We start from the raw sequence: 22,201 nt of genomic DNA on the forward strand, positions 1-22,201 counted from the left end.
AGGGGAATAGTTAAATGAGAGTTACTTTCGGACGATATTTACCTCGTAATTCCGTAATCCATAAAATGGATCCACGTTTAAAATTTATTATGATTATTCTCTTGATAGTGGCCGTCTTTTTACCAATAGGTTATACCGGTTATCTTTTCTTAACTGCGGTTGTCTTAGGACTTTTTGCTTTATCGAAATTAAGTTGACGGACTCTTGGCCAACTTTTCGTGCCAGTATTATTTATTTTTGCCGTTATTTTATTAATTAACCTCTTCGTGATGCATCCCAATAATAATTTTCTTCAAACATTGGCGAATAGTAACTTGTTCGAAAATGGTAAAGACCTTATCCTACATAAGCATAGCAACGGCACTATTAGCGGTTTTATTGGCCCTGATTTTCGAAATGCTTTAGAAGGTCAAACTGACCCCAATATTATTGATGCCATTAATGGTTTAATTCCTTTAGGTCACTTTTTCAAATGAAAAGCAATGTGATTTAGTGAAAAGGCACTTTACTCTGCTTTTTTAATGGGTTGACGGATTTACTTAATGATTACATTAACCACCATTTTAACAGGCTCAACTCAACCAATGGAACTGACTTTAGCTATCGAAGACTTGCTCTTCCCTTTAAAATTAATTGGGATTCCAGTCTATATTATTTCGATGATTATTTCGATTGCTTTGAGAATGATTCCAACTCTAATTGATGAAGCGGGGCGAATTATGAAGGCCCAAGCTTCACGCGGAATCGATATCAAAAATGGTAAATTCAAAGATAAAGTGCAAGGACTAACTTCGTTGATTATTCCGCTCTTGGTGTCTTCGTTCCAAAAGGCTGAGGACTTAGCGTTTGCCATGGATGCTCGTGGTTATAATCCACACGGCAAAAGAACGCGTTATGTACAATTCAAATTTAATTGAAAAGATTGGTTAATTTTCTGTATCAACGTTGCTTTTGTGGCTTGACTAATTGTCTACTTCAAAATCGCTCCAACTAGCCAACCTTGATTACATCTTCCATACATCGATCGTTTGCTTTCTTACTAATGAGTTGAAGTAAAGATACTACGAAACTCCTTTTGAGTTTGAGCTATGATGGAAGTGGCTATGCGGGCTGAATTATTCAACCACACCAACAAACGATACAAGGAGCTTTAAATCAAGCAATAAAGAAAGTCACCAAAACAACGGACTTCAAAACCTTAGGAGCATCAAAAACTGATGCTGGAGTTCATGCCTTAGACCAAAAAGTCGTTCTAACATGTGCTTTCCAACCACAAAATTTAGAAAGGTTTCAACACGCTTTAAATAAGGCCCTCCCGAAAGACTTACATATCCAAAATATTGAAGTTGTCGATACCGATTTTAACCTTCACCAAATGGTCCAAGAAAAAACCTATCGTTATACTTTGAGTGAGTCTTGAGTGTTAAACCAACAACGATATAGTTTACTTTGACACGGAAGAAAACTAGTGGCTGATGAACTACAAAGATTAGCCCAAGTTTTTATTGGTCATCATAACTTTCAAAATTTTTGTGGTTTAAGCCAAGCCGAAATTGCCCAGCAACCACAAGCCACTTGAAGAGAAATTAAAAATATTACCGTTGAACATCATGGTTCACAAATTAGTTTTTTAATTCAAGGTCCTACTTTCATTCGCTACCAAATTAGGATGATAGTGGGAGCCATTCTAGCGGTTTATGAAGGAAAAAAATATCAAGCGGCAGATTTAAGCAAATTTCTTGAAAATCCGCAGGTGCAAAAATTTCCTAAAGTTGCTCCTTCAGAAGGACTTTGCTTAGAAAAAATCATTCTCAAATAACTAATCCTTTTTTTAAAAGAAACTATGTTAGAATAAACCCAGAAAGACAAACAATGTCACTTGGTTATTTGATATTTAGTTGCTTTTTTGGATAACGTAATAGTTTTATTAACTATTACAAATAAGGAAAAATAACACGATATGAACTAATCACTTGTCTTTCGCGACCCCTTTTAGGGGTTTTTCTTTTTGAAAAGCACTTTTAAAGTTTTGTCTTGAAAGCACTTTTAGTATAATAAAGTTTGGAAATCTATTTGTTGAGAAAAAATGTGCTTTTATTTTGGTTTCCAAAGCTTTTTTATTTTTGGATGAAAATCCACCTTATTTAGCTTAATTTAACTAACTATTGGTCAATTATTTACTAACACTTAATTAATTTAAACTAGCAATCTGAATCACCAAAAGGAGAATTATCATGATTTATACGATTACCGCAAACCCGGCGCTCGATTGTGCCATTGAATGTAATCAAATTGATTTGGGTGAAACTAATTATTATCAACACTCATATTCTTTAATCGGCGGAAAGGGAATTAATGTTGCCATCGTATTAAACCGACTAGGAAGCCCAGTTTTGGCAACCGGTTTTTTAGGTAACAACAATAAAACGCTTTTTGAAGAGGATTTTGAAAAGGAAAAACTAAACCACGAATTTGTTTATTTCGATGGCGCAACAAGAATTAATTACAAAATTAAGAACCTTGCTGCTCACCAAGAAACCGAATTAAATGGTTTAGGTGATGTAGTTTCTAATGAAGCGACAGAATCCCTTTTGAATTTCCTTCGTCATGAACTTAAAAAAGGTGATCTTGTCATTGCAGGAGGCAGTCTACCGCAAGGGGTAAATAAAAGCCTTTATTTAGAAATCGGTAATATTTGTCAAGCGAAAGAAGTTACTTACTTCTTAGATACCACCAAGGACCCTTTACGTTTAGGACTTCAAAGTAAACCATACTTGATCAAACCAAATTTGGCAGAAATCGCAGAAGTTTTAGAGCAACCAATTAAGCAAAGTTATTCATTTGTAGAAATTGAGAAAATGGTTGCTGAATTGCGTAGTTTAGGAGCTAACAACGTGCTTCTAAGTATGGGTGGCCAAGGGTCATATTATTTTGCTAATAAAGGTAAAACTTACAAAATTGGCATTGCCAAAGGTAAGGTGGTCAATTCTGTTGGCGCCGGAGACTCGATGTTAGCTGGTTTTGCCTTTGGCTATTACGAAAAATTATCAGTGGAAGAAACTTTAAAATATGCTGCTAGCGCTGGAGGAGCCACCGCTTTTGCTCCTTGGCTAGGTACTAAAAAAGCTATTGAAGCACATCTTAATGAAATTAGCATTCAACAATTAGAAGGAGAAAAATGGAAGTAAAAGATTTATTTCATAAGGGAACATCTTTCTTTCACGAAGATTTAAAGTCAAAAGCTGAAGTTATCGACTTTTTAGCTGCGAAACTTAGCGAAGACAAAATCATTAGTAGTAAAACTGATTTTGTTAAAGCTATTAAAGCTCGTGAAAAGGAAGGTTCTACCGGAATGGGTGATGGTATTGCCATCCCCCATGCCTTGACCCCAACAGTCAAGAAATCAACCATCGCTTTCTTAAGTTTAAAACATCCTGTAGAATGAGAAAGTTTAGATGACAAACCAGTCGATTTAATCTTTATGATTGCTACTAATGGTGAAGACGGTGATGAACACTTACAAGCTTTAGCAGGACTTTCTGGTTATTTATTAAAACCAAAAGTTGTCGAAGCATTACGCAAAGCAGATAGTTTTGCTACTTTAGAAAAAGCTTTTAGCGTCCCTAAAGAAAAAGCAAATACTGAGGCCAAAAAAGAAACCAATAAAAGTGGTCATTATGATGTAGTTGGAATTACTGCTTGTCCAACAGGAATTGCCCATACTTATTTAGCCCAAGATAAATTGCTTGAGGCTGCTCATGACTTAGGGTTAACTGCTAAAGTGGAAACCCAAGGGCGTCGTGGAGTCGAAGATCGCTTAACTCAAGAAGATATCGACAACGCAAAATACATTATTTTAGCTCACGATAAAGCAATTGAGGGTATGAGCCGTTTCAACGGTAAAAAGGTTATCGATACCAATACTAAAGATGTCATCTATAAAGGTAAAGAAATCATTAAAGATTACAAAAATAACCCAAAATTAGTTGAAATTAAGGGTCTGAAAAAAGATGATGGTGAAGGTTTCGGCGATATGTCCTTGAAGAAATTCAAAGACGTTAAAGGGAACTTTTTAGCAGGGGTTTCTAAAATGCTACCCTTTGTAGTTGCTGGTGGAATCATTCTTGGAATCGCCTTCTTGATTGATTTTGCTGCTGGAAATTCTGATGCCAAAGGCGCATTCGGAGTTACAAATAAAGCTGCGGGTTGATTTGCAGCAATTGGGAAAATCTCAATGATGATGATGGTGCCAATTCTTGGTGCTTATATCGCCTACACAATCGTAGGACCTCAAGGATTAATGCCCGGAATGGTTGCTGGTTTAATTGCCGATAATACCGGTGGTTGAATGTATGGAACATATAACTATGTCCCTGGTATGGGTGGTAACCCTGCAGTGGGAAATCCATGGGGAGCCTTATGGTCACGTCTGTTCCCGCAAAATATTCCGATGACTTCCGGTTTCTTAGGAGCAATGGCCGGTGGATATATGGCAGCTCTTATCGTCTTTGGTTTAACTTTAGGAATGAAAAAATTCAAACGTTCATTCCAAGGAGTAAGAGATATTGTTTTCATCCCGGTTCTTTCGTTATTAGGTATTGGGATAACAATGTTTGCTATCAATATACCTTTAGGTTATGCACTATGAGGGATTCAAGAAGGCTTAAGATGACTAGCAACTCATAATCTTTTAATAGTTCTTGGCGCTATAATTGGTCTCATGATGTGTATTGATATGGGTGGACCAATTAACAAAATTGCTTATGTTCTTGGAACCTTATCAGTTAATGGTGACTTGGGTCACGATCCATTAATTACAAATATTATGGCTGCAGCAATGGCCGGTGGAATGGTTCCACCATTAGGAATCGCTTTATGTACAGTTATTTTCCGTAAGGAATGAACTGGACAAGAACGTGAAGCTGCAAAAGCTAACTGACTAATGGGCGCATTCTTCATTACTGAAGGAGCAATTCCATTTATGGTTACTGATCCAAAACGTGTTCCAGTTTCAGCGATGGCTGGTGGTGTAGTTACTGGGGTTCTTGTTGGAGCCTTCAAAATTACTTTACCTGCGCCTCACGGAGGAATCTGTGTTTTCCCTCTTCTAGACTCGCATCTATTTAATGGAGCTGGAATGCAAAAAGGCATGGGAGTTGTGCTTTATATAGCTGCTATCTTGGTTGGAGTAGGAATTATGGCTACAATTCTTGGTTTCTGAAAAAAATCAGACATCCGTCACGGAAAATTAAGCATTGTTAAAGAAGCAAAAGCTGAAAAAATTGATGCTGCAAAATAATTTACCAAGAGATTAGAAAACAAAAAAATTGGCTTAGAGCCAATTTTTTTGTTTTCATTTAGTAAAATTGGAAGAAAGGGGGCTTCAAAATATGAAACGTGTCATCACTTTGGGGGCCGGCTGTTTTTGAGGACCACAAGCTTTCTTTGATCGCTTACCAGGTGTCATCAAAACGACAGTTGGTTATGCCAATGGTTGCGAAGACCATGTTACTTATGAACAAGTTTGTTCTGCAACCACAAACTTTGTTGAAGCAGTGCAAATCGTTTTTGATGATGAAAAAATAACCTTGAATAAACTCTTAAATTATTTCTTTAATTCGATTGATCCCACCACATTAAATCGTCAAGGTCCCGATTGAGGGCGCCAATATCGCACTGGTGTTTATTATTTACCACAAGATAAAAGGGACTTTTTACCGTTAATTAAAGAGGTGGCTAATTATGAACAAAGAAAATATCATGAAAAAATTGTTACCGAAATTGAACCATTAGTTAAATTTATTCCTGCTGAAGAGTATCACCAAAAATATCTTGATAAAAATCCCCACCGCCAATGCCATTTTGGCTGACGCAAAAAATAATTGCTAATCTGATTAAGAAATAAAAGGGAAGTTTAGAGGAAGAAGGCTTAAGGATGAAGCTAAAATTTTGTTTAGATGAATCAGGCAATACTCGTACTGCTTTTTTTGCTGTGGGAGGCCTTTATTATTTCTTTGATGAGACCAACAACAAAAAAGGTGAACATATTCTTAATTATGAAAAAGAACGACAAATGTGAGCCAATTTAAAACGTTTATCACGCACTATTAAACGGACAAATCACTGACCAGACCTAAAAAGTGAATTAAAAGCTAATCAAACGAACCATCATAATAAAGTTTTCTTATTTTCGCGTTTACAAGATTATGGACAAAGAGCGATTTCAATTATTTGCAATAACGAAGCTTGAGATCAGCACAAACGAAACCAAGCTGACCATAATCTAAACCTAAAATATAATTATCTTTTAAAGGTGATGCTTGGCCGTTGTCTCCAAAGTTTACTCCCAGAAATTAAGCTTAATTGTCCTGACAATCATTTAGAGATTGAATTAAAATGTGATGAAAGAGGCACTGGAACGCAATTTGCAAGAAGCCTTGAAAGTTATTTGAATGTTCAATTATCCACGGTCTTGCCTGGCTTCACCATTGCAATCCGAGTGCTATTTCTTAATTCTGAACATAATTATTCAATTCAATATGCAGATTTTATTGTGAATTTAGTTTATCTTTCCAGTTATGCAATCTTCAATATTCCCAACCTTGTTTATAACGATACCGAAATTCTCGAGATTTATCGGTCAATGCATACGCAGTTTTTATGCCATTGGTGCCAAACATTTGAAATGGAAAAAAACCTTGTTTGCCTCACAAGTTCGCAATCGTCTCTAGATTTAGTATAATAAAGGTGGAAGATAAGACATTTGAGGGGCCAGTAAATCTTAAGCGTATTGTAAATACGTGGCTACAAATGCAAACCAAAAGAAGACTTTAGTCTTCTTTTTTTATGTTTGAACGAAGTCTAAATTGTTATTTTTGGTGAAAAAAGCCCTAAATATTTTTATTAAAGTTCAATATGGAAAATAAATAAGTACAATAGATTAGTAACGCACTTGCATGCGCAATGAGGAGTATTTATCAATGGAAGATTTCCAAATCCAAAAACTTTTAACAGATATCGAAAACATTTCAAAAAATTTAGAGATTATCGCTAGTCAATTAACTATTTCAAACCAAATGAAAGCTAGAAAACCATCACATTCTAACGCTCAATTCGATAGAAAAAAATTCAATAAACCATTCAATAGTAAACCAGGTTACGAATCACGTAACAAAAAATAGGTTACCGAATCGGTAAGTTGCGAGCGTTTGTGCTGAGAATTTTAGCGTGAACGTTTTTTTTATCGAAAAAATGCTATTATTAGATATCAAAATTGTTAAAAATCGAGGATATTTTTATTAATTTGCCGCCTTCCATCAAGATTGATAAACTCCTTATGCTTGAAGTTTTGAGGCTTTTTCTTTATAATTGTTAGAGCTTACTACACTTCAAGACCCCGGCAATGTCAAGGAGACAAAAGCACATGAAACAAACTACAATGATCACTCACAAAGAAATCGATAAAAATTGATGAATTGTGGATGCAGAAGGGCAAACAGTTGGACGTATGGCCAGCGAAGTTGCTCAACTACTAAGGGGGAAACACAAGGTTTCATTCACCCCTCATATTAATAACGGTGATCACGTTATTATTATTAACGCCGATAAAGTTGTCTTTACTGGTAAAAAAGAAACCAAGAAAAACTACTACCATCACTCAATGCACCCAGGTGGTTTAAGACGTAGAACTGTAGCAGTTCAAAGAGAATTGGATGCTAGAAAAATCGTGGAACGTGCAGTGCGTTTAATGTTACCTAAAAATGTTCAAGGAGCGAACCAATTCCGTGCGCTTCATGTTTTTGAAGGTGAATCGCATCCATATGCAGCGCAAAAACCACAAGTTTACGCGTTAAACAATAAAGGAGACATTAAATAATGGACAAAAAAGTTATCTACCGTGGTACTGGACGTCGTAAAACTTCAGTAGCGCAAGTAATCTTAACTCCAGGTGAAGGGAACATTATTATCAATGGGCAACCAGCACTTGAGTTCTTTCCTTACGAAACCTTAGTTCAAGATTTAAAACAACCTTTAGAAGCAACAGGAACTACTCATGACTTTGATATTACTATCAATGTTAAAGGCGGAGGTTTCACTGGACAAGCTGGTGCAGCTCGTTTAGGAATTGCTCGTGCTTTACTAGAAGCTAGTGAAGATTACCGTAAAGCTTTACGTAACGTTGGTTTATTGACTCGTGATGCTCGTATTAAAGAACGTAAAAAATATGGACTTCGTGGTGCACGTCGTGCTCCTCAATACTCAAAACGTTAATTATTATTGGCTATCAATATTTTTAAAAAACTACCTTTGGGTAGTTTTTTTGTATATAATGGTCTAACAAATAGACAAAGGAGTGGGAAATACTTAGATTTGAACCGTACTTGACTTGTAAGTCTTAAATTGCCAAGTTATTGAAAGAATACTATTTTCTAAATACTATTCGAAAGGAAAACAATGAGAAAAATTTTGAGTCTTTTAGGAGCTATTTCGCTAGCTTCTTCATCAACAGCTTTGGTTGTTGCTTGTGGAAAGCCAAAAGAAACAACCCCAATGCCATCAAAAGATTGAGCATTAATCAATAATAGTCAAGCTAATATGCATGGAGGAATTTCGCATATCGCCAAACAAATTATTTTAGCCGATCAATACCAATTAGATTGAAACCTTGTGAAAAAACATAACGATACTTTGACAGCCAAAGAAACAATGCCTAAAAATGTTAATGAAGAATTGGAAACTAAAGACTTCAATTTAAGTGAGGAATCAAGTATTGGTGATTTGAGTAACCAATACTTTTCAAATTCATGATTAGCAAAAACGAATAATAAAGATGGTGATATTAAACTCGATGGTAAAAGAGGTACCTCGGAGAATCAATTCGGTGATTTACTCGCAAAATTAGGTTTGGGATCAGAAATTACCGATTTATTACCACTAATTATTCAAATGATTGGCCAACTTGATAGGACATCAATTGGAGACATTGTTTCAAGGCTTCCTATGCTTGATGGACTTTTACCTGACTTAATCAAAGATAACCAAGAGACTATTGACAACTTACTAGCTAAACTAGATGTTCTTTTTAAAGGGGGTTCTGACTTTATTAATAAAATGGATAATAAACTAGACCGTTTAGCCATTGGTAACCAATATGCTAAAATGGAAGCTACTTCATTTATGCCAGCAATGTGGATAACCTTATCGAACGGGATTGGTTTGATTCTAAATCCAGATTATAAGCAAACGACAATTCCTACTAACACAAGTAGAATTAACTCATCAGTTAAGACTGCAGGGAAAAACTTCGCTAGTGTCTTCAAAACTAATTCAGGAGCTACCCAAACTGAAGATGATATCCTAGGGGCTGATTTTGAACGTTATAGTGAAGCGGTAGTTAACATTGTTCAAGCCTTGCAATTTTTACAACTACATCTTTCATTATTTGACAATTCATGAAGTTTTCAACCCACTGATTCAAATCACCTTTTTAGCGAAGGAATAGATAATAAAACTTACATGCGCCAAGTTCTAGGGGTTGAAAGTGGAGATGGGGCACCAATTACCGTTGAAAGTGTACTCAAGAAAATTGATGAGGGGGCTAAAGGAGTAATTAACCTTAGATACCTTATTTCCGTTTTGAAAACCGCTGTTGGTGATATTAATATGGAAGACAGTTATAAAGGGCTACCACTACAAAGATTGCTTTTTGTTATTTTCAGTGGCCCTGAGGGACAAAAAGAAATTATTGACCGCTGAGTTGACAAGGATAATAACCCAATTTCTTTATTTATAACAGCTCTACTTGTGGAAGTTATTACTGACCAATTAACTAAATTAGACGGCATCGGGAAGTTCGAAGCTATGATAATTGCTGGGCAACTTGAGCAACCCATAAGTTTTGCTCTAACTAAAAGTCTAGATGCTATTTTGTCAGGACAAAGAATCGCTCCCTATTTAGAAAAAACTTTTGATGCATTGATAGATAAAATCGAAAAGTTTTTGGTGTGAATTCCCGACGATGATAAAACCGAGGCTGTAAAGAAAATACTTAAAAAAGTTGTTGAAAAACGTGTTGAGGTAAAGGAGATTTTATTTAATTTAGTGTTAAATAAAATTCCTCTAATCAATGCTGAAAATAGCTGAGATGTGCTTTGAAGTGGTAATCCTTTAGATTTATCAAACGCCATTCAATCAAAAGATGAAGTAGCAAATAAATTGGAAGAAATTTTTGGCAACGAGTCAGGAATCAAAACTTTAGTTGACAATATCTTTGACTCAATAGATAAGGTTGACAAAAGTATAAAGAACGTTTTACCTAACTCTGCTATGAACTTGCGTAATATTCTTTTAACTCCAATCGGAAAAATAGCCAAAAGTCCAAGTTTACCATCAGATTTTGGCGATCATTATTTAAAACTAAATGTGGTCGAAATAGTTAATGAAATTGCCGATGGCTTAGAGATTAAGGGTGGCGAAAAAATTAATGATGACTCAATGAACGGTTTTAATTTCGATCCAGGTGAATTAAAAGGTTTATGAGATTTAATTAAAAATTACACTTACCAATGAGATGTAACAGAATCTAACGCACAAAATACTTTAGATGACTCACAACAAAGTTCAAATTTAATTACCTTGATTTTGAAAAATCCAGATAAAGCTTCGAAAATCTTAGGCTTGACGGAGAAGGAGAATGAGAATCATGAACCCATTATTGGTAGTGGTTCATTCCTAGATTTTGTTCTTAATAAGTTATTAAGAATTAATAACGAAAACGAAGGAGATCGTGTCGCCTTTATTTGTAAATTACTTGGGCAAATTTTAGATAACTTGAATAATCCAAAGGTAGATTACCAAGCAGAATTTCAAGAAGCTTATGGACAAAAGGATGCCTTTAAATTTGAGTTCTCCGATTTAATTATTGATGAAGAAGATGAAATTGGTATTTTAGGAGAAACCTTAAAAGTAACTTTCCGTAATAGTCTCGAAAATGATCCAACAAGGCATGAAGGCGAGGGACCTAAAGAATATGTTTATATCTTCCGTTACTCTCGTGATAAAGTAGAAAATAATTTTGAAATTACCGAAATTTCTAAACAATTAAAGACTTCTTAATACTTTTAATATTTTCTTATTTTTAAAAATTAATTTGTGAAAACTTATGGGTCTCGCTTCTCATAAGTTTTTGCTTTATTATAAAGGTATCATAGTCAACAATTAGCACTTACTAACCTGGCTGAACTATCTATATCCTAAGGAGACAAAATGAAAAAAGTTGAGCAAACAATTCTTTTGGCTAATGGCGTTGAGTTGCCATTGGTTGGTTTTGGGACTTTTCGAATTCTTGAACCAGAAATTGGTACCAACGCCATTAAAGAAGCAATTGAAACTGGGTATCAATTACTTGATACTGCTGAACATTACCATAATCATCATTTGGTGGCCGAAGCAATAAAACAATCATCTAAAAAACGTAGTGATTTATTTATTACCTCAAAACTTTGACCAAATGAGGAAAACCCCGAGAACTTAAGAAACCGTTTATACAAAATGTTAGCCGAATTAGAAACTGATTATTTAGATCTTATTTTGGTTCATTGACCACTACCTTACGGTTTAGAGGCTTATCAAGCACTAGAAGATTTTTATTTGGAAGGTCATGCCAAAGCAATCGGAGTCTCTAATTTTAACGTGGAGCAATTAAAAAACCTTTTAAAAGTTTGTCGTATTAAACCAATGGTTAACCAAATTGAATTGCATCCCCATGCCAATCGTCAAGATATTGTAAATTTTGCTAAAGAAAACGGCATTGCTATTACTAGTTGACAAACAATGATGGATGGTAAGGTAGGTGACTTACCTTATTTACAAGAGTTAGCTACTAAATATGCCGTTGATCCTGCAGCAATTGCTTTAAGTTGAGCAGTTCAACAACAAATTTGCGTGATTCCAAAAGCTATCAATCCTAAACACTTAAAAGATAATTTTCACCATTTAGATTACTTTAATTTGAATGATGAAGAAATTAATAAAATTAATTTGTTAACAAAAATAGATGGCCAAAAAATGAATTCTGAAGAATTCTTGGCCAGCGAAAAACTTTAATTATCCTAGTAGCAACTCCTTGCAAATGAAATGGCGAAAAGAACTAAAGTTTTTCATTTTTTAGTAGAATAAGCCTAAGGTCTTATCGAGGAGTAAAAAATGGTTAAGAATCGTCACCATTATTCACCTTTTGAACTTTTGTCCTGAACTTACTTAATAGTTTCGGCTTTTTTACTTGGTCGTTTTTTTACTACCTTTCTAGGCTTCAATTATGAAAATACTTTTTTCTTAGAAGTAATCTATACCTTTATAAATTGATTATTTAGTCTTGTCGTTTTTTCTTGAATTATCATTTGGACCAAAAAAATCAAGTTTGATCAATTTGAACCAAAAAAAATACTAAACATTCAGTTTAGTCGTACTAGTTTGAGCGCTGTTACTCTATGAGCTTGTCTTACAATGGGGTGCTTATTTCACGCCACCCAGGTGTTATTCTTTGAGGGGCTAATTGTTTCGTTCTTGTTAGGGACACTTTTACTAATTCAATTTTCTATCTCGATTTATTTACTTTGTTTTTTTGCTCTCCTGTTAGGAATTATTTTAATGGCTCGTCAAAGTAAAAATATCGAGATTCATATTAGTGGGGCATATGATTATTCTTATTGTGAGCCATTGAATTGGAAATATTACTTGCAAATTAGTACCACAAACGAACATTGACAAGTTTATACTTGCACATTGTTAAATACTTTTTCATATTATAAAAACATGACCAGAAAACAATTTTTTGTTTTCTGAATTGAATTTTTAAAACTAAAAGCTCTTAAATCCCAAGCTTTAAGACTTGTTAAAAAGCAAACTTCTCCTCCTAACTTTCTTTTTATTAAAAAATAGAAAGGAAAGTGATTTTTATCAAAACACATACAAAGCCCGCAGTTTTTTTAATGCTTAAAAACTCCTTTAAAAATGCTTTACGAAAAAAATCTCAACTTGTTGGGTTATCAGTTCTCGTGGCACTTTTGGCAATGGTGCTTTCATTATTAACATCAATTAATGCTCGGGTACTCCGCAGTGATGATTTAATGAAAAATGCCTCTAATCTTCATAATGTGGTTCTCCAAATGGATCCCTATGACCGCGTTCCTAATGACGCTGGAGGTGAAGGCGAATTTAATCAAGAAAGTTATGAATACGGACAAATAAAGTCTTTCGCCGATAGTGTTATTCCGGCTAATAATGTAGCCGCTCAACAATATATTATTGATGAGTTGCAAAGTGATTATTACCGTCAACAATCAGATTTGCAGTTCTATTGATCGCGTACAGAGGGGCGACAATTTAGCCAAGTTTTTAATAAAGGTAATAATTTAACAATTAAAGTTTTAACTAAAACAACACTTCAAAATGACATTCCTAATCAAGCTGTTGATAAACTTTTAATCTTTGATGGACGCGATTTAGAAAACGATCGTGATGTTGTAGTTGATGCTGTTTTTGCCGAAAAAAACCGTCTTAAATTAGGCGACATCGTTCGAATTCAAAAAGACAATTACGGTGACCAACTATTAGTCGGTTCACCTCTTAATAAAGACACTAGCAAACAACCAGACCTCGAAGTTTTAGAAAAAGATGTCAAACAGATGGAAAAAGAGGGTCTGAAAAAAAGCGATGGGGTTTATGCCCAAAAATATGAAAAAGCCTATGATTGGTATCAAATCGTTGGTTTTGGAGGGTCGGCTGATTTTACCATGCCAGTGATTGACCAAAACTCACCAGTCCCGAATCGTTATAAAGAGGCACTATTCTATATCAAGCCCGATGCTTTTGGTCTTAGCCCAGTCAAGTTTGACAATGGTAAAACATATTATAATTACGACTCAAGTAATGGTCGCTTAACTATCACATCTAATTCTGAATGAGAATCATTCTATTCTTTGAAAATGGTTAATGGTAAAACACCAGATGAAGACCAAATGGCCCAATTAAATAATGATTTTAATAAACTTTTAGGCCCTTCAATTCAACCTAAAACTTACCTTTATGCCTTGGGCGATAAAAATTATCGTTATGCCAACCGTACCGATGCGCTCGTTAAGGTCATTAATCTTTACAACATTAGTACTTCAATTTTGGAAATCCTAATTGCCGTGGTTGTCTTTTACAGCCTTGGTCTAATTATTAGAAAACAAATTGATAAGTCTCGCGGTCAAATTGGTGTTCTCAAGGCTTCTGGCTATGGCAATGGTATCATTATGTTCAACTTTGTGATGACACCTTTCTTTGCCAGTTTTATCGGTGGAATCGTTGGTTTTGCTCTTGGCGGTGGTTTGAGTAGCATCCTTGTAAACGAATTCATGGATTACTTTATTTTGGACTATGGTCAAGCTTTCTTTAGCTGACCATGATTCCTTTTAACCATCTTTGGTCTTTGATTCATTTTAACTGCTATCGCTTTATTAATTACAGCGATTGTTTTACGCAAAAGTCCTCTTGATTTGGTTCAAGGTAATCGTAAAGTCAAGCTCTCAAAACATGATATGGCCGTTAAAGCTCGCTTTGCCGACCACACTACAGGGCAAAAAGTACGCTTGGCCTTGTTCTTAGATGCCAAGGGTAAAATGAGTGTTGTTGGAGGCGTCGTTCTTCTAGCAACAATTATGTTTACTGTTTCTTTTGCAGCCCCAAGTCTATTACGTCGTAATGAAAAAATGACTTATTCAGGAGTGAATTATAAACAAGTCGTAGAATATAACGAATCAATTTATAATAACCCTTTGACCTTTTATAAAACCTTTAATGATTCAGCCCCGGAAGATGGTTTCGATAATACTTTTAAGTATTCAGTAGCCAAAGACTCTTTCTCTGCATTACCACTTTTGCCTAGTACTTCTTCAACTAGTCAATATGGCAAATATGATTTAGATAAAATTATCCAAGCCTACTATCAAAATCAAATGTCAAGTCATTATTATTCATTAGAGCTTAGCCGTCTAGCCCAAAGTTCTAAAACTGCTCCGCTACCAAACATTACACTTGTTAACATGAAATTCCTTTCTGGACAAAACATCGCCTCTTCAACTGAATATTATCGTTTTATGAGTAAATACGGGATGCCGGGAGGTGGTTTAAGTATTATTACCGAAACGATCTTGAAGCAATGACCTGATTATGTAGCCCTAAATGGTAAGCTAGGCGCTAAGACAAATGACCCAATTAATAACTTTAAAGCTTTACAAAGTTTTTATGCTAAACTTACTAATTCAATTGGTCTTTCAATTACTAATACCTACTACGATACTTCTAACACTACCGATGCACCATGATGGAATATGACAGATGATCAAAAAATTGCTTCTTTCAACGAAGGTGGTCAAAGCAAAAATCCTGCTACCAATCTTCAAACTGTTTGGACAAACACCCAAAAGGAGCAGAAATCAAATTGAAATAGTAAACTTTGAGATAACTTAACAATTCCAGAAGATTTTGGTTTCACTAATAACGAATATGGAGTCGGAGCATTTAGAATTCTTCCACCCCAAGCCGTCAAGCCTAGTGAATATCTCGAAGATTATTATCTAACTGTAAAAGCAGAGGATTTGAGTGAAGCCGACCTCAACACGATATTAAGTAAATTTGTTATTTGGTATGGTTCGCTTGTAAGTAATCGTCCTGACCAAGGAATAGTTCAAGCAGCTTATTCACGACCCCCATATTTTGTCCAACAGTTTTTAAAAGAGGCTTACCAAAATGAAACCACTTATAACCAAAGTTTTGGTGTTGTTTCATATAATCCCGAACTTGAACAAACTGGTACTTTGATGCGCGTTCGTGACCAAAAAGGATCAAGTTTTAAAATTTATGGAACCAAAGAAAATAATCCTTATATGAATTTATTTGACAAAAAAAATAATAATCTTCTCAAAAAACTTTATGAATCAAACATTGACCAAAGTTTAGTTATTAATAAATCGCTAGCAAAAAGGTTGAAACTTAAAGTTGGTGATAGCATCCCCTTAACGGTTTTACAAAAAGAACTAAAAGCAAATGGTGAAACTGTCAATATGAACCAATGGAATCTTGGCAAACAACGAAATGTTGGTGATGATGATGGTAAATTTACCCAAATTAATAATTTGAGTAATAATGATGTTTCGTTAAGTGTTGGTGGGAAGAAACTTAAATTATTTCCTGGGCTTCTTTCTCCAAACGACCCAGCTCCATATTATGAAGCTATTTTAAATAACACTCTCGTCAATGAAGATTTGGAAACCAATTTAGACTTCAAAGTCGTAGGTATTCATGAAGGTTATGGAGAATCTCAAGCTTGAATGAAGGAAGCAGAAGTTAAAAAAATCCTCCAACTTGATAAAATGGATGATTATAATTGGAAGAATTTCTTTTCATGGCAGTGAGGAAGCACTTTCGCTTCGGATTGAAAAATTAACGGAGAAACTATATCAGGCGATCCTAATTTAGATTTAACTAATGGTAAATTAGATTATCAAGACTTTTTAACTCAATATGTTAAGAGTGACAAAGCTGATAAGCGGAAAAAGGGAAGAATAATTAACCAAATCTTCCATAATGCTTTCCCGATTTTTAACTATAAATATTCAAATAAGGATGATATTGGGGATCTCAAAAGTATTGTGGCTACTTATCAGCCGTATGGAGATTATTCGCCAATTGCCATGCAAGGGATTACCGCTAATGGCACTAATGTAACTAAAAGTTACGATGGAATGGGTGAAGGGGCAATGAATAATATTATTCCGACTGCTACCTCTAAAGCCATTCTGGCACAAATTTCGGATTTAGTAATGTTAATTCTAATTCTAGCGATTGTGGCTATCCTCTTAATTGCTTTTGTTATTATTCTGTTAACGACGTCATTAATTATTGATGATAATAGTCGTTTTATTGCCACCTTAAAAGTCCTCGGTTACTCTAACCCTTACATTGTTAAAACGGTTTTAGGAATGTACTTTGTATTAATTGCCGTTGTTTATATCGTCGGATTTATTATTGGTTGGTTTGTTTACGCTGCCATTATTAATTCATTAGTCGCTTCAATAGTGTTACCAATTTATTTCCCAATCTGGTTACCTTTTGCTGTTGCTGGAGGAATTATTGGTGTTTACGGAATTACGATTGCAGTTGGCTTTAATTCGATTAGCAAAACAAACCCAATTTTCTTATTACAAACAAATGCTCTCTAATCAATTCTAAACAAGGGGCATAATCTTTTAAAAGTCATTAAATGGTGATATTTAGTGACTTTTTTTTGCTTTTTTGTGTCAAAAAAACTATTATAAATGTTTTTTTATATAATAAAAATGATAAGGAGGAAAAAAGATGTACAAGAGAAATCTAACTTTATTAGGTATTGCGGTCGTTTCTTTTGCGTTCTTTATCATTTCAATCTACGCATTCGGATTCCGTGCTCAAGATCCTGGAAGCATGTCAGGGTTCCAAGAAATTTGAGGTATTAAAAATGGTGCCGGAAACGTTTGAAGTGAAAAATTCGCTAAAAACGCCTACGGGCTACTAATTTCAGGGTTAGTATTTTCTGCCGTTTCAATTATCTTTGCCTTCGTTTGCGACTGATTAGCAATTGAACATGCTGATTGAGGTAACAAACACTCTACTGTGATGGCAATGGAAATTGTAACCATCTTCCTAATCGCTTTAAGTTCAATCTTGATGTTAAGTGGAGAATTAGTTTACTTAACTAAACTTGCTAAACATTTCGACAAGAGCTTTAGTGATTACTGAAAAACTGGTTATGTGGCTGGAATGTTAATCTTTACATTATTGCCATTACCAATTCTTGCTACACCATACTTAATCAAAACAGCTGATTAATTATTAATAAGTGAAAAAATTGAGTCGTTTTCCTTAGGAGAGCGACTCAATTTTTATGTACCTAAAAAAATTGGTACAATGTCAGAGATATGAAAAAGATTTTAATTACGGCCGGACGAACAACAGAAAAAATTGATGCAGTGCGCGGAATCACTAATTTTGCCACCGGCCGATTAGGAGCAATCCTTGCGCGGAAAATTCACCATCGTTCCGAAGTGGAAACCATCTTTTTTGTCACTTCCGAGGTTTATTTAATTAAACAGTTGGCCGATTTACCAAAGGTCAAAACTTATTTAATTAAAACTAGTCAGGACCTCAAAGAAACCTGCGAACGCATTTTAAAGATGGATGCTATCGACTTAATTATTCCAACTATGGCAGTCAGTGATTTTTTTGTTAGAGAAATAGTTTCTACAAATAGCTTTTTGAGTTGAATTACTCAGGAACAACACCGTTTTACAAATGACTATTTATCTAACCAAAACTTGCTTAATGAATGACTTAATCAACTAAAAGATAACCAATATCAAACTCAAAAAATTTCTTCCGACCAAGAACCAATCCTTTTTTTAACCAAAGCGCCAAAATTAATTACTTTATTTCATGAATGATCACCAAAAAGTTACTTCGTTGGTTTTAAACTAATTGCCGATGGTACTGGAGATGAAATTGATAGGCAATGAGCAGCAGAAGTAATGGTTAAAAATCATTATGATTTGTTAGTAGTTAATGATTGGTATAAAATTAAGGAATCACAGCATCAAGCCTTAATTTTAGATAATGACGAAAATGTTTATCAGGTTCAAACAAAAGAAGAATTAGCTGAAAAAGTTATTTCTTTAATTGACCAACAAAACAAAGGGAGCAAAAAAGTTTTATGCAACCATCAAAAAAATTAAAAAAAACAAAAATTATTGTCGGTGTTACTGGAGGCATTGCCGCCTATAAAATACCTGACTTAGTTCGTAAACTTCAAGTTAATTATGATGTTCAAGTGATTATGACAAAGTCTGCCCAAGATTTTGTGACCCCCACGACATTAAGTGTGTTGTCCGGAAAAAACGTCGCGTTGAGTTTAGATGTGGATAATGGTTTAATTCCTCACATTAGCCTCTTGCAGGACGTTAAACTAGTCCTTATCGCTCCCATGACGGCGAATTTCGGCGCTAAATTAGCCCATGGTTTCGCTGACGACCTTTTGAGCACCCTTCTCTTAAAATTGAATTGTGAAGTTCCAGTGATTCTTTGCCCAAGTATGAATACGCAAATGTTTCTTAATGTAGCTACTCAAGAAAATCTCAAAACCTTGAAAAACCGCGGTTATGAATTTATTGAACCCCGCACCAGTTTATTGGCTTGTGGTGAATATGGTACGGGGGCAATGCCTGAAATTACGACTATTCAGGCAACGATTGACGCCTTTTTGGGTAAGAGTTCCACCAATAAATAATTTTTTAAAAAGTGTCTGGAAGTCAGCCCATAAAAAATGTCCTAAAAGACCTTGAAATTGCGAGAGAAAATGACTAAAATTAATATGTTGTTCGGAATATAGCTCAGCTGGTTAGAGCACTCCGCTGATAACGGAGAGGTCGTTGGTTCAAGTCCAATTATTCCGACCATTAAGTAGACTAAGACCTTTGAAAAGGTCTTTTTTTGTCGAAAAATAACCAAAGAAGAACCCGCTTCTGAACGAGTCTCTTCTCTTCTAATTAATTAAAAGTTAAAATTAATAGTAATTGCTTATCGATATTCAAGTGGTCAGAGACTAAGTGATTCGATTAATTGAATAAAGAATAAATAATTGTAAGGAGTTTATGGAATTTTCACATAGTGCCATAGAAAAAAAATGGCAAAAAAAATGGCAAGAAGATAAGGTGAATAACACTACTAATAACAAAGAACAAAAAGCTTATGTTTTGGATATGTTTCCTTACCCTTCTGGAGCAGGCCTCCATGTAGGCCATGTCAAAGGTTATACTGCAACCGATGTTTATGCTCGTTATAAGCGCATGCAAGGTTTTGATGTGCTTCATCCTATTGGTTGGGATGCTTTTGGTTTACCAGCCGAACAATATGCCCTTAAGACCGGGAACGATCCCCGCGATTTTACTCTTAAGAATATTGATACTTTCCGCCAGCAACTCCAACGTTTGGGTTTTTCTTATGATTTTGATAAGGAAATAAATACTGCTAATCCTAATTTTTACAAAATTACCCAACAAATTTTTCAAGAATTCTACAAACTAGGATTGGCTGAATTAAGAGATGTAGAAGTTAATTGATGTCCTGACTTAGGAACGGTTTTAGCAAATGACGAAGTGATTACTGTTGATGGCAAAATGGTTAGTGAACGTGGTAATTGTCCAGTTGTTAAAAAGAAAATGCGTCAATGGGTCTTAAAAATCACCAAATATGCCGACCAGCTTTTAGCTGGTTTAGAAGATCTTGATTGACCACAATCTGTGAAAGATTTGCAAAAAAATTGGATTGGTAAATCAGAAGGTTTCATCATTGATTTCTCAATCACCAGTCCAGAAAAAGAAACAATCAATTTGCCTGTCTTTACAACCCGTGCCGATACAATTTTCGGAGCCACTTATTTAGTATTGGCTCCAGAACACCCACTTGTTAAGCAACTTACTACTCCTTCACAAAAGAAATTTGTTGAAGATTACCAAGTGGTAACCAAACAAAAAAGTGATTTAGAACGAAAGGATGAATCGAAAGAAAAAACCGGAGTCTTTTTAGGTAGTTATGCCGTTAATCCCTTCACTAATGAAAAAATCCCCGTTTGGATAGCCGACTACGTTCTCAATGATTATGGGACAGGTATCATTATGGCTGTTCCAGCACATGACCCTCGTGATTGAGACTTTGCTACAAAATTTGATTTGCCAAAACGCTTTGTGATTGAAACTAAAGATGAATCAAAAGCTTTTGTTGGAGAAGGAAAACATATTAATTCAGACTTTCTCAATGGTTTGAACCGCCAAGAATCGCTAAAGGTAATTGGTGACAAAATTGAGAAACAGAAAATTGGTAAACCACAAGTAAACTATAAACTTCGCGATTGACTATTTTCGCGTCAACGTTTTTATGGGGAACCCTTCCCAATTTTCTATACTAATGACGGAAAAATTGGTTTAGTCGACTTAACTGATCTTCCAGTCAATTTACCCGATGTTTCTTATATAAAACCTTCTAATGATGGTCAATCACCATTAGCCAATGTAAACGATTGAGTTAATACTCAATATAATGGTCAAACGGTTAAACGTGAAACTAATACGATGCCTAATTCTGCTGGGTCATCGTGATATTTCTTAGCTTACCTTCTAACTAATAAACCCAATGAACTAATTGATTTAAAAAGTGACGAAGCCAAGGAAAGATTTAAAAAGTGATTACCAATTGACCTTTATATCGGTGGTCAAGAACATGCTGTTGGTCATTTGCTTTATGCCCGTTTTTGAACTCATGTCCTTTATGATTTAGGGCTTGTTTCTGTTAAGGAACCCTTCCAACGTCTTTATAATCAGGGAATGATTTTAGGACCTGATGGTAGAAAAATGTCTAAATCCTGAGGGAATGTGATTAACCCTGATGATGTAATTCGTTCTCATGGAGCCGATACCTTAAGACTTTATGAAATGTTCATGGGACCTTTAGATGCTTCACTGCCTTGGAGTTATGATGGACTGGATGCGGCCTTAAAATGATTGGACCGAGGTTATCGTTTCGTCAAAAACCAAACTTTCAAGGATTCCAATAATGGCAATTTGGATTATGTCTATAACGATGTAGTCCAAAAAATCACCACGATGGTTGAGGATTTGAAACTCAATACCGCTATTTCCCAATTAATGATTCTTTTAAATGCCTTTTATAAAGAAGAGCCAGGGACTATTTATCGGCCTTATGTGGAAGGCTTTGTGAAAATGCTAAGTCCATTTGCTCCTCACTTAGCAAGTGAAATGTGAACATTACTTGGTCATGAAGACCACGTGGTGCTTGCTCCATGACCGAAAGCTGATTTAACGAAAATTCAAAGAAAAACTACCGCTATCGCTATCCAAATTAATGGCAAGTTACGTGGAACTATTGAAGTACCACTTAATACTGAGGCTAATCAATTATTAAAATTGGCGAAAGAACAGCCAAATGTAGCTAAATTCTTAACTAACCAAACTATCGTCAAGGAAATAGTAATTCCTAATAAAATAATTAATTTTGTAGTTAAAGGCTAAATAATTTTAAAACCAACCTCTTCTAGGGTGGTTTTTTTCTTTAT

General features: G+C 35.0%; 17 protein-coding genes and 1 tRNA gene. All 18 read left to right on the plus strand.

Annotated elements, in window-relative coordinates:
* The first annotated feature begins 14 nt into the window (after window positions 1-14).
* The 18 genes from EFREU_RS02960 to leuS all read left to right on the plus strand — a co-directional run bounded on the left by EFREU_RS02960 (window position 15) and on the right by leuS (window position 22,157).
* Complete coding sequence (locus EFREU_RS02960; RefSeq protein ID WP_100609643.1) at window positions 15-1,043, plus strand: energy-coupling factor transporter transmembrane component T family protein; 1,029 nt, start codon at window positions 15-17, stop codon at window positions 1,041-1,043.
* On the plus strand, window positions 1,043-1,819 hold the full coding sequence (gene truA / locus EFREU_RS02965; RefSeq protein WP_100609645.1) for a tRNA pseudouridine(38-40) synthase TruA: 777 nt from the start codon (window positions 1,043-1,045) through the stop codon (window positions 1,817-1,819). The genes EFREU_RS02960 and truA overlap by 1 nt, the downstream gene beginning before the upstream one ends.
* 415 nt (window positions 1,820-2,234) lie before the next feature.
* Window positions 2,235-3,188: a 1-phosphofructokinase gene (gene pfkB / locus EFREU_RS02970; RefSeq protein ID WP_100609647.1), complete on the plus strand. Its 954-nt coding sequence runs from the start codon at window positions 2,235-2,237 to the stop codon at window positions 3,186-3,188.
* Entirely contained in the window at window positions 3,179-5,299 is a 2,121-nt protein-coding gene (locus EFREU_RS02975; RefSeq protein WP_100609648.1) for a PTS fructose transporter subunit IIABC, read from the plus strand. Before pfkB ends, EFREU_RS02975 begins: the two co-directional genes overlap by 10 nt.
* Before the next feature lie 91 nt (window positions 5,300-5,390).
* Window positions 5,391-5,882 carry a peptide-methionine (S)-S-oxide reductase MsrA gene (msrA, locus tag EFREU_RS02980; RefSeq protein WP_100609649.1) on the plus strand — a complete coding sequence of 164 codons (492 nt, stop codon included), beginning with the start codon at window positions 5,391-5,393 and terminating at the stop codon, window positions 5,880-5,882.
* A 53-nt stretch (window positions 5,883-5,935) separates the two neighbouring features.
* The gene (locus EFREU_RS02985; RefSeq protein WP_100609650.1) at window positions 5,936-6,742 is read left to right on the plus strand and encodes a DUF3800 domain-containing protein; all 807 of its coding nucleotides are present in this window, start codon (window positions 5,936-5,938) and stop codon (window positions 6,740-6,742) included.
* A 238-nt stretch (window positions 6,743-6,980) separates the two neighbouring features.
* Complete coding sequence (locus tag EFREU_RS02990; protein ID WP_100609651.1) at window positions 6,981-7,181, plus strand: hypothetical protein; 201 nt, start codon at window positions 6,981-6,983, stop codon at window positions 7,179-7,181.
* A 242-nt stretch (window positions 7,182-7,423) separates the two neighbouring features.
* Entirely contained in the window at window positions 7,424-7,876 is a 453-nt protein-coding gene (gene rplM, locus EFREU_RS02995; protein ID WP_100609652.1) for a 50S ribosomal protein L13, read from the plus strand.
* Window positions 7,876-8,271 (plus strand): 30S ribosomal protein S9, encoded by a 396-nt coding sequence (gene rpsI, locus EFREU_RS03000; protein WP_100609653.1) that lies wholly within the window; start codon window positions 7,876-7,878, stop codon window positions 8,269-8,271. The genes rplM and rpsI overlap by 1 nt, the downstream gene beginning before the upstream one ends.
* A gap of 183 nt (window positions 8,272-8,454) precedes the next feature.
* Window positions 8,455-11,115, plus strand: a complete 2,661-nt coding sequence (locus tag EFREU_RS03005) for an MOLPALP family lipoprotein (protein WP_100609654.1) — start codon at window positions 8,455-8,457, stop codon at window positions 11,113-11,115.
* Between the two features lie 150 nt (window positions 11,116-11,265).
* On the plus strand, window positions 11,266-12,105 hold the full coding sequence (locus EFREU_RS03010; protein WP_100609655.1) for an aldo/keto reductase: 840 nt from the start codon (window positions 11,266-11,268) through the stop codon (window positions 12,103-12,105).
* 99 nt (window positions 12,106-12,204) lie between these two features.
* The gene (locus EFREU_RS03015; protein ID WP_100609656.1) at window positions 12,205-12,939 is read left to right on the plus strand and encodes a hypothetical protein; all 735 of its coding nucleotides are present in this window, start codon (window positions 12,205-12,207) and stop codon (window positions 12,937-12,939) included.
* A 50-nt stretch (window positions 12,940-12,989) separates the two neighbouring features.
* On the plus strand, window positions 12,990-17,264 hold the full coding sequence (locus EFREU_RS03020; RefSeq protein ID WP_134163647.1) for an ABC transporter permease: 4,275 nt from the start codon (window positions 12,990-12,992) through the stop codon (window positions 17,262-17,264).
* A 136-nt stretch (window positions 17,265-17,400) separates the two neighbouring features.
* Window positions 17,401-17,910, plus strand: coding sequence for a hypothetical protein (locus tag EFREU_RS03025; protein WP_100609658.1), 510 nt, complete (start codon window positions 17,401-17,403; stop codon window positions 17,908-17,910).
* An 89-nt stretch (window positions 17,911-17,999) separates the two neighbouring features.
* The gene (locus tag EFREU_RS03030) at window positions 18,000-18,809 is read left to right on the plus strand and encodes a phosphopantothenoylcysteine decarboxylase domain-containing protein (protein ID WP_100609659.1); all 810 of its coding nucleotides are present in this window, start codon (window positions 18,000-18,002) and stop codon (window positions 18,807-18,809) included.
* Window positions 18,788-19,360, plus strand: coding sequence for a flavoprotein (locus tag EFREU_RS03035; protein ID WP_100609661.1), 573 nt, complete (start codon window positions 18,788-18,790; stop codon window positions 19,358-19,360). The genes EFREU_RS03030 and EFREU_RS03035 overlap by 22 nt, the downstream gene beginning before the upstream one ends.
* 92 nt (window positions 19,361-19,452) lie before the next feature.
* Window positions 19,453-19,529, plus strand: a tRNA-Ile gene (locus EFREU_RS03040).
* A 195-nt stretch (window positions 19,530-19,724) separates the two neighbouring features.
* A complete protein-coding gene (leuS, locus tag EFREU_RS03045; protein WP_100609663.1) occupies window positions 19,725-22,157 on the plus strand; it encodes a leucine--tRNA ligase in 2,433 nt (810 codons plus the stop codon).
* Window positions 22,158-22,201 lie beyond the last annotated feature (44 nt).

This window comes from Entomoplasma freundtii (genome assembly GCF_002804205.1).
In the GTDB taxonomy this organism is placed as follows: Bacteria; Bacillota_I; Bacilli_A; order Mycoplasmatales; family Mycoplasmataceae; genus Williamsoniiplasma; species Williamsoniiplasma freundtii.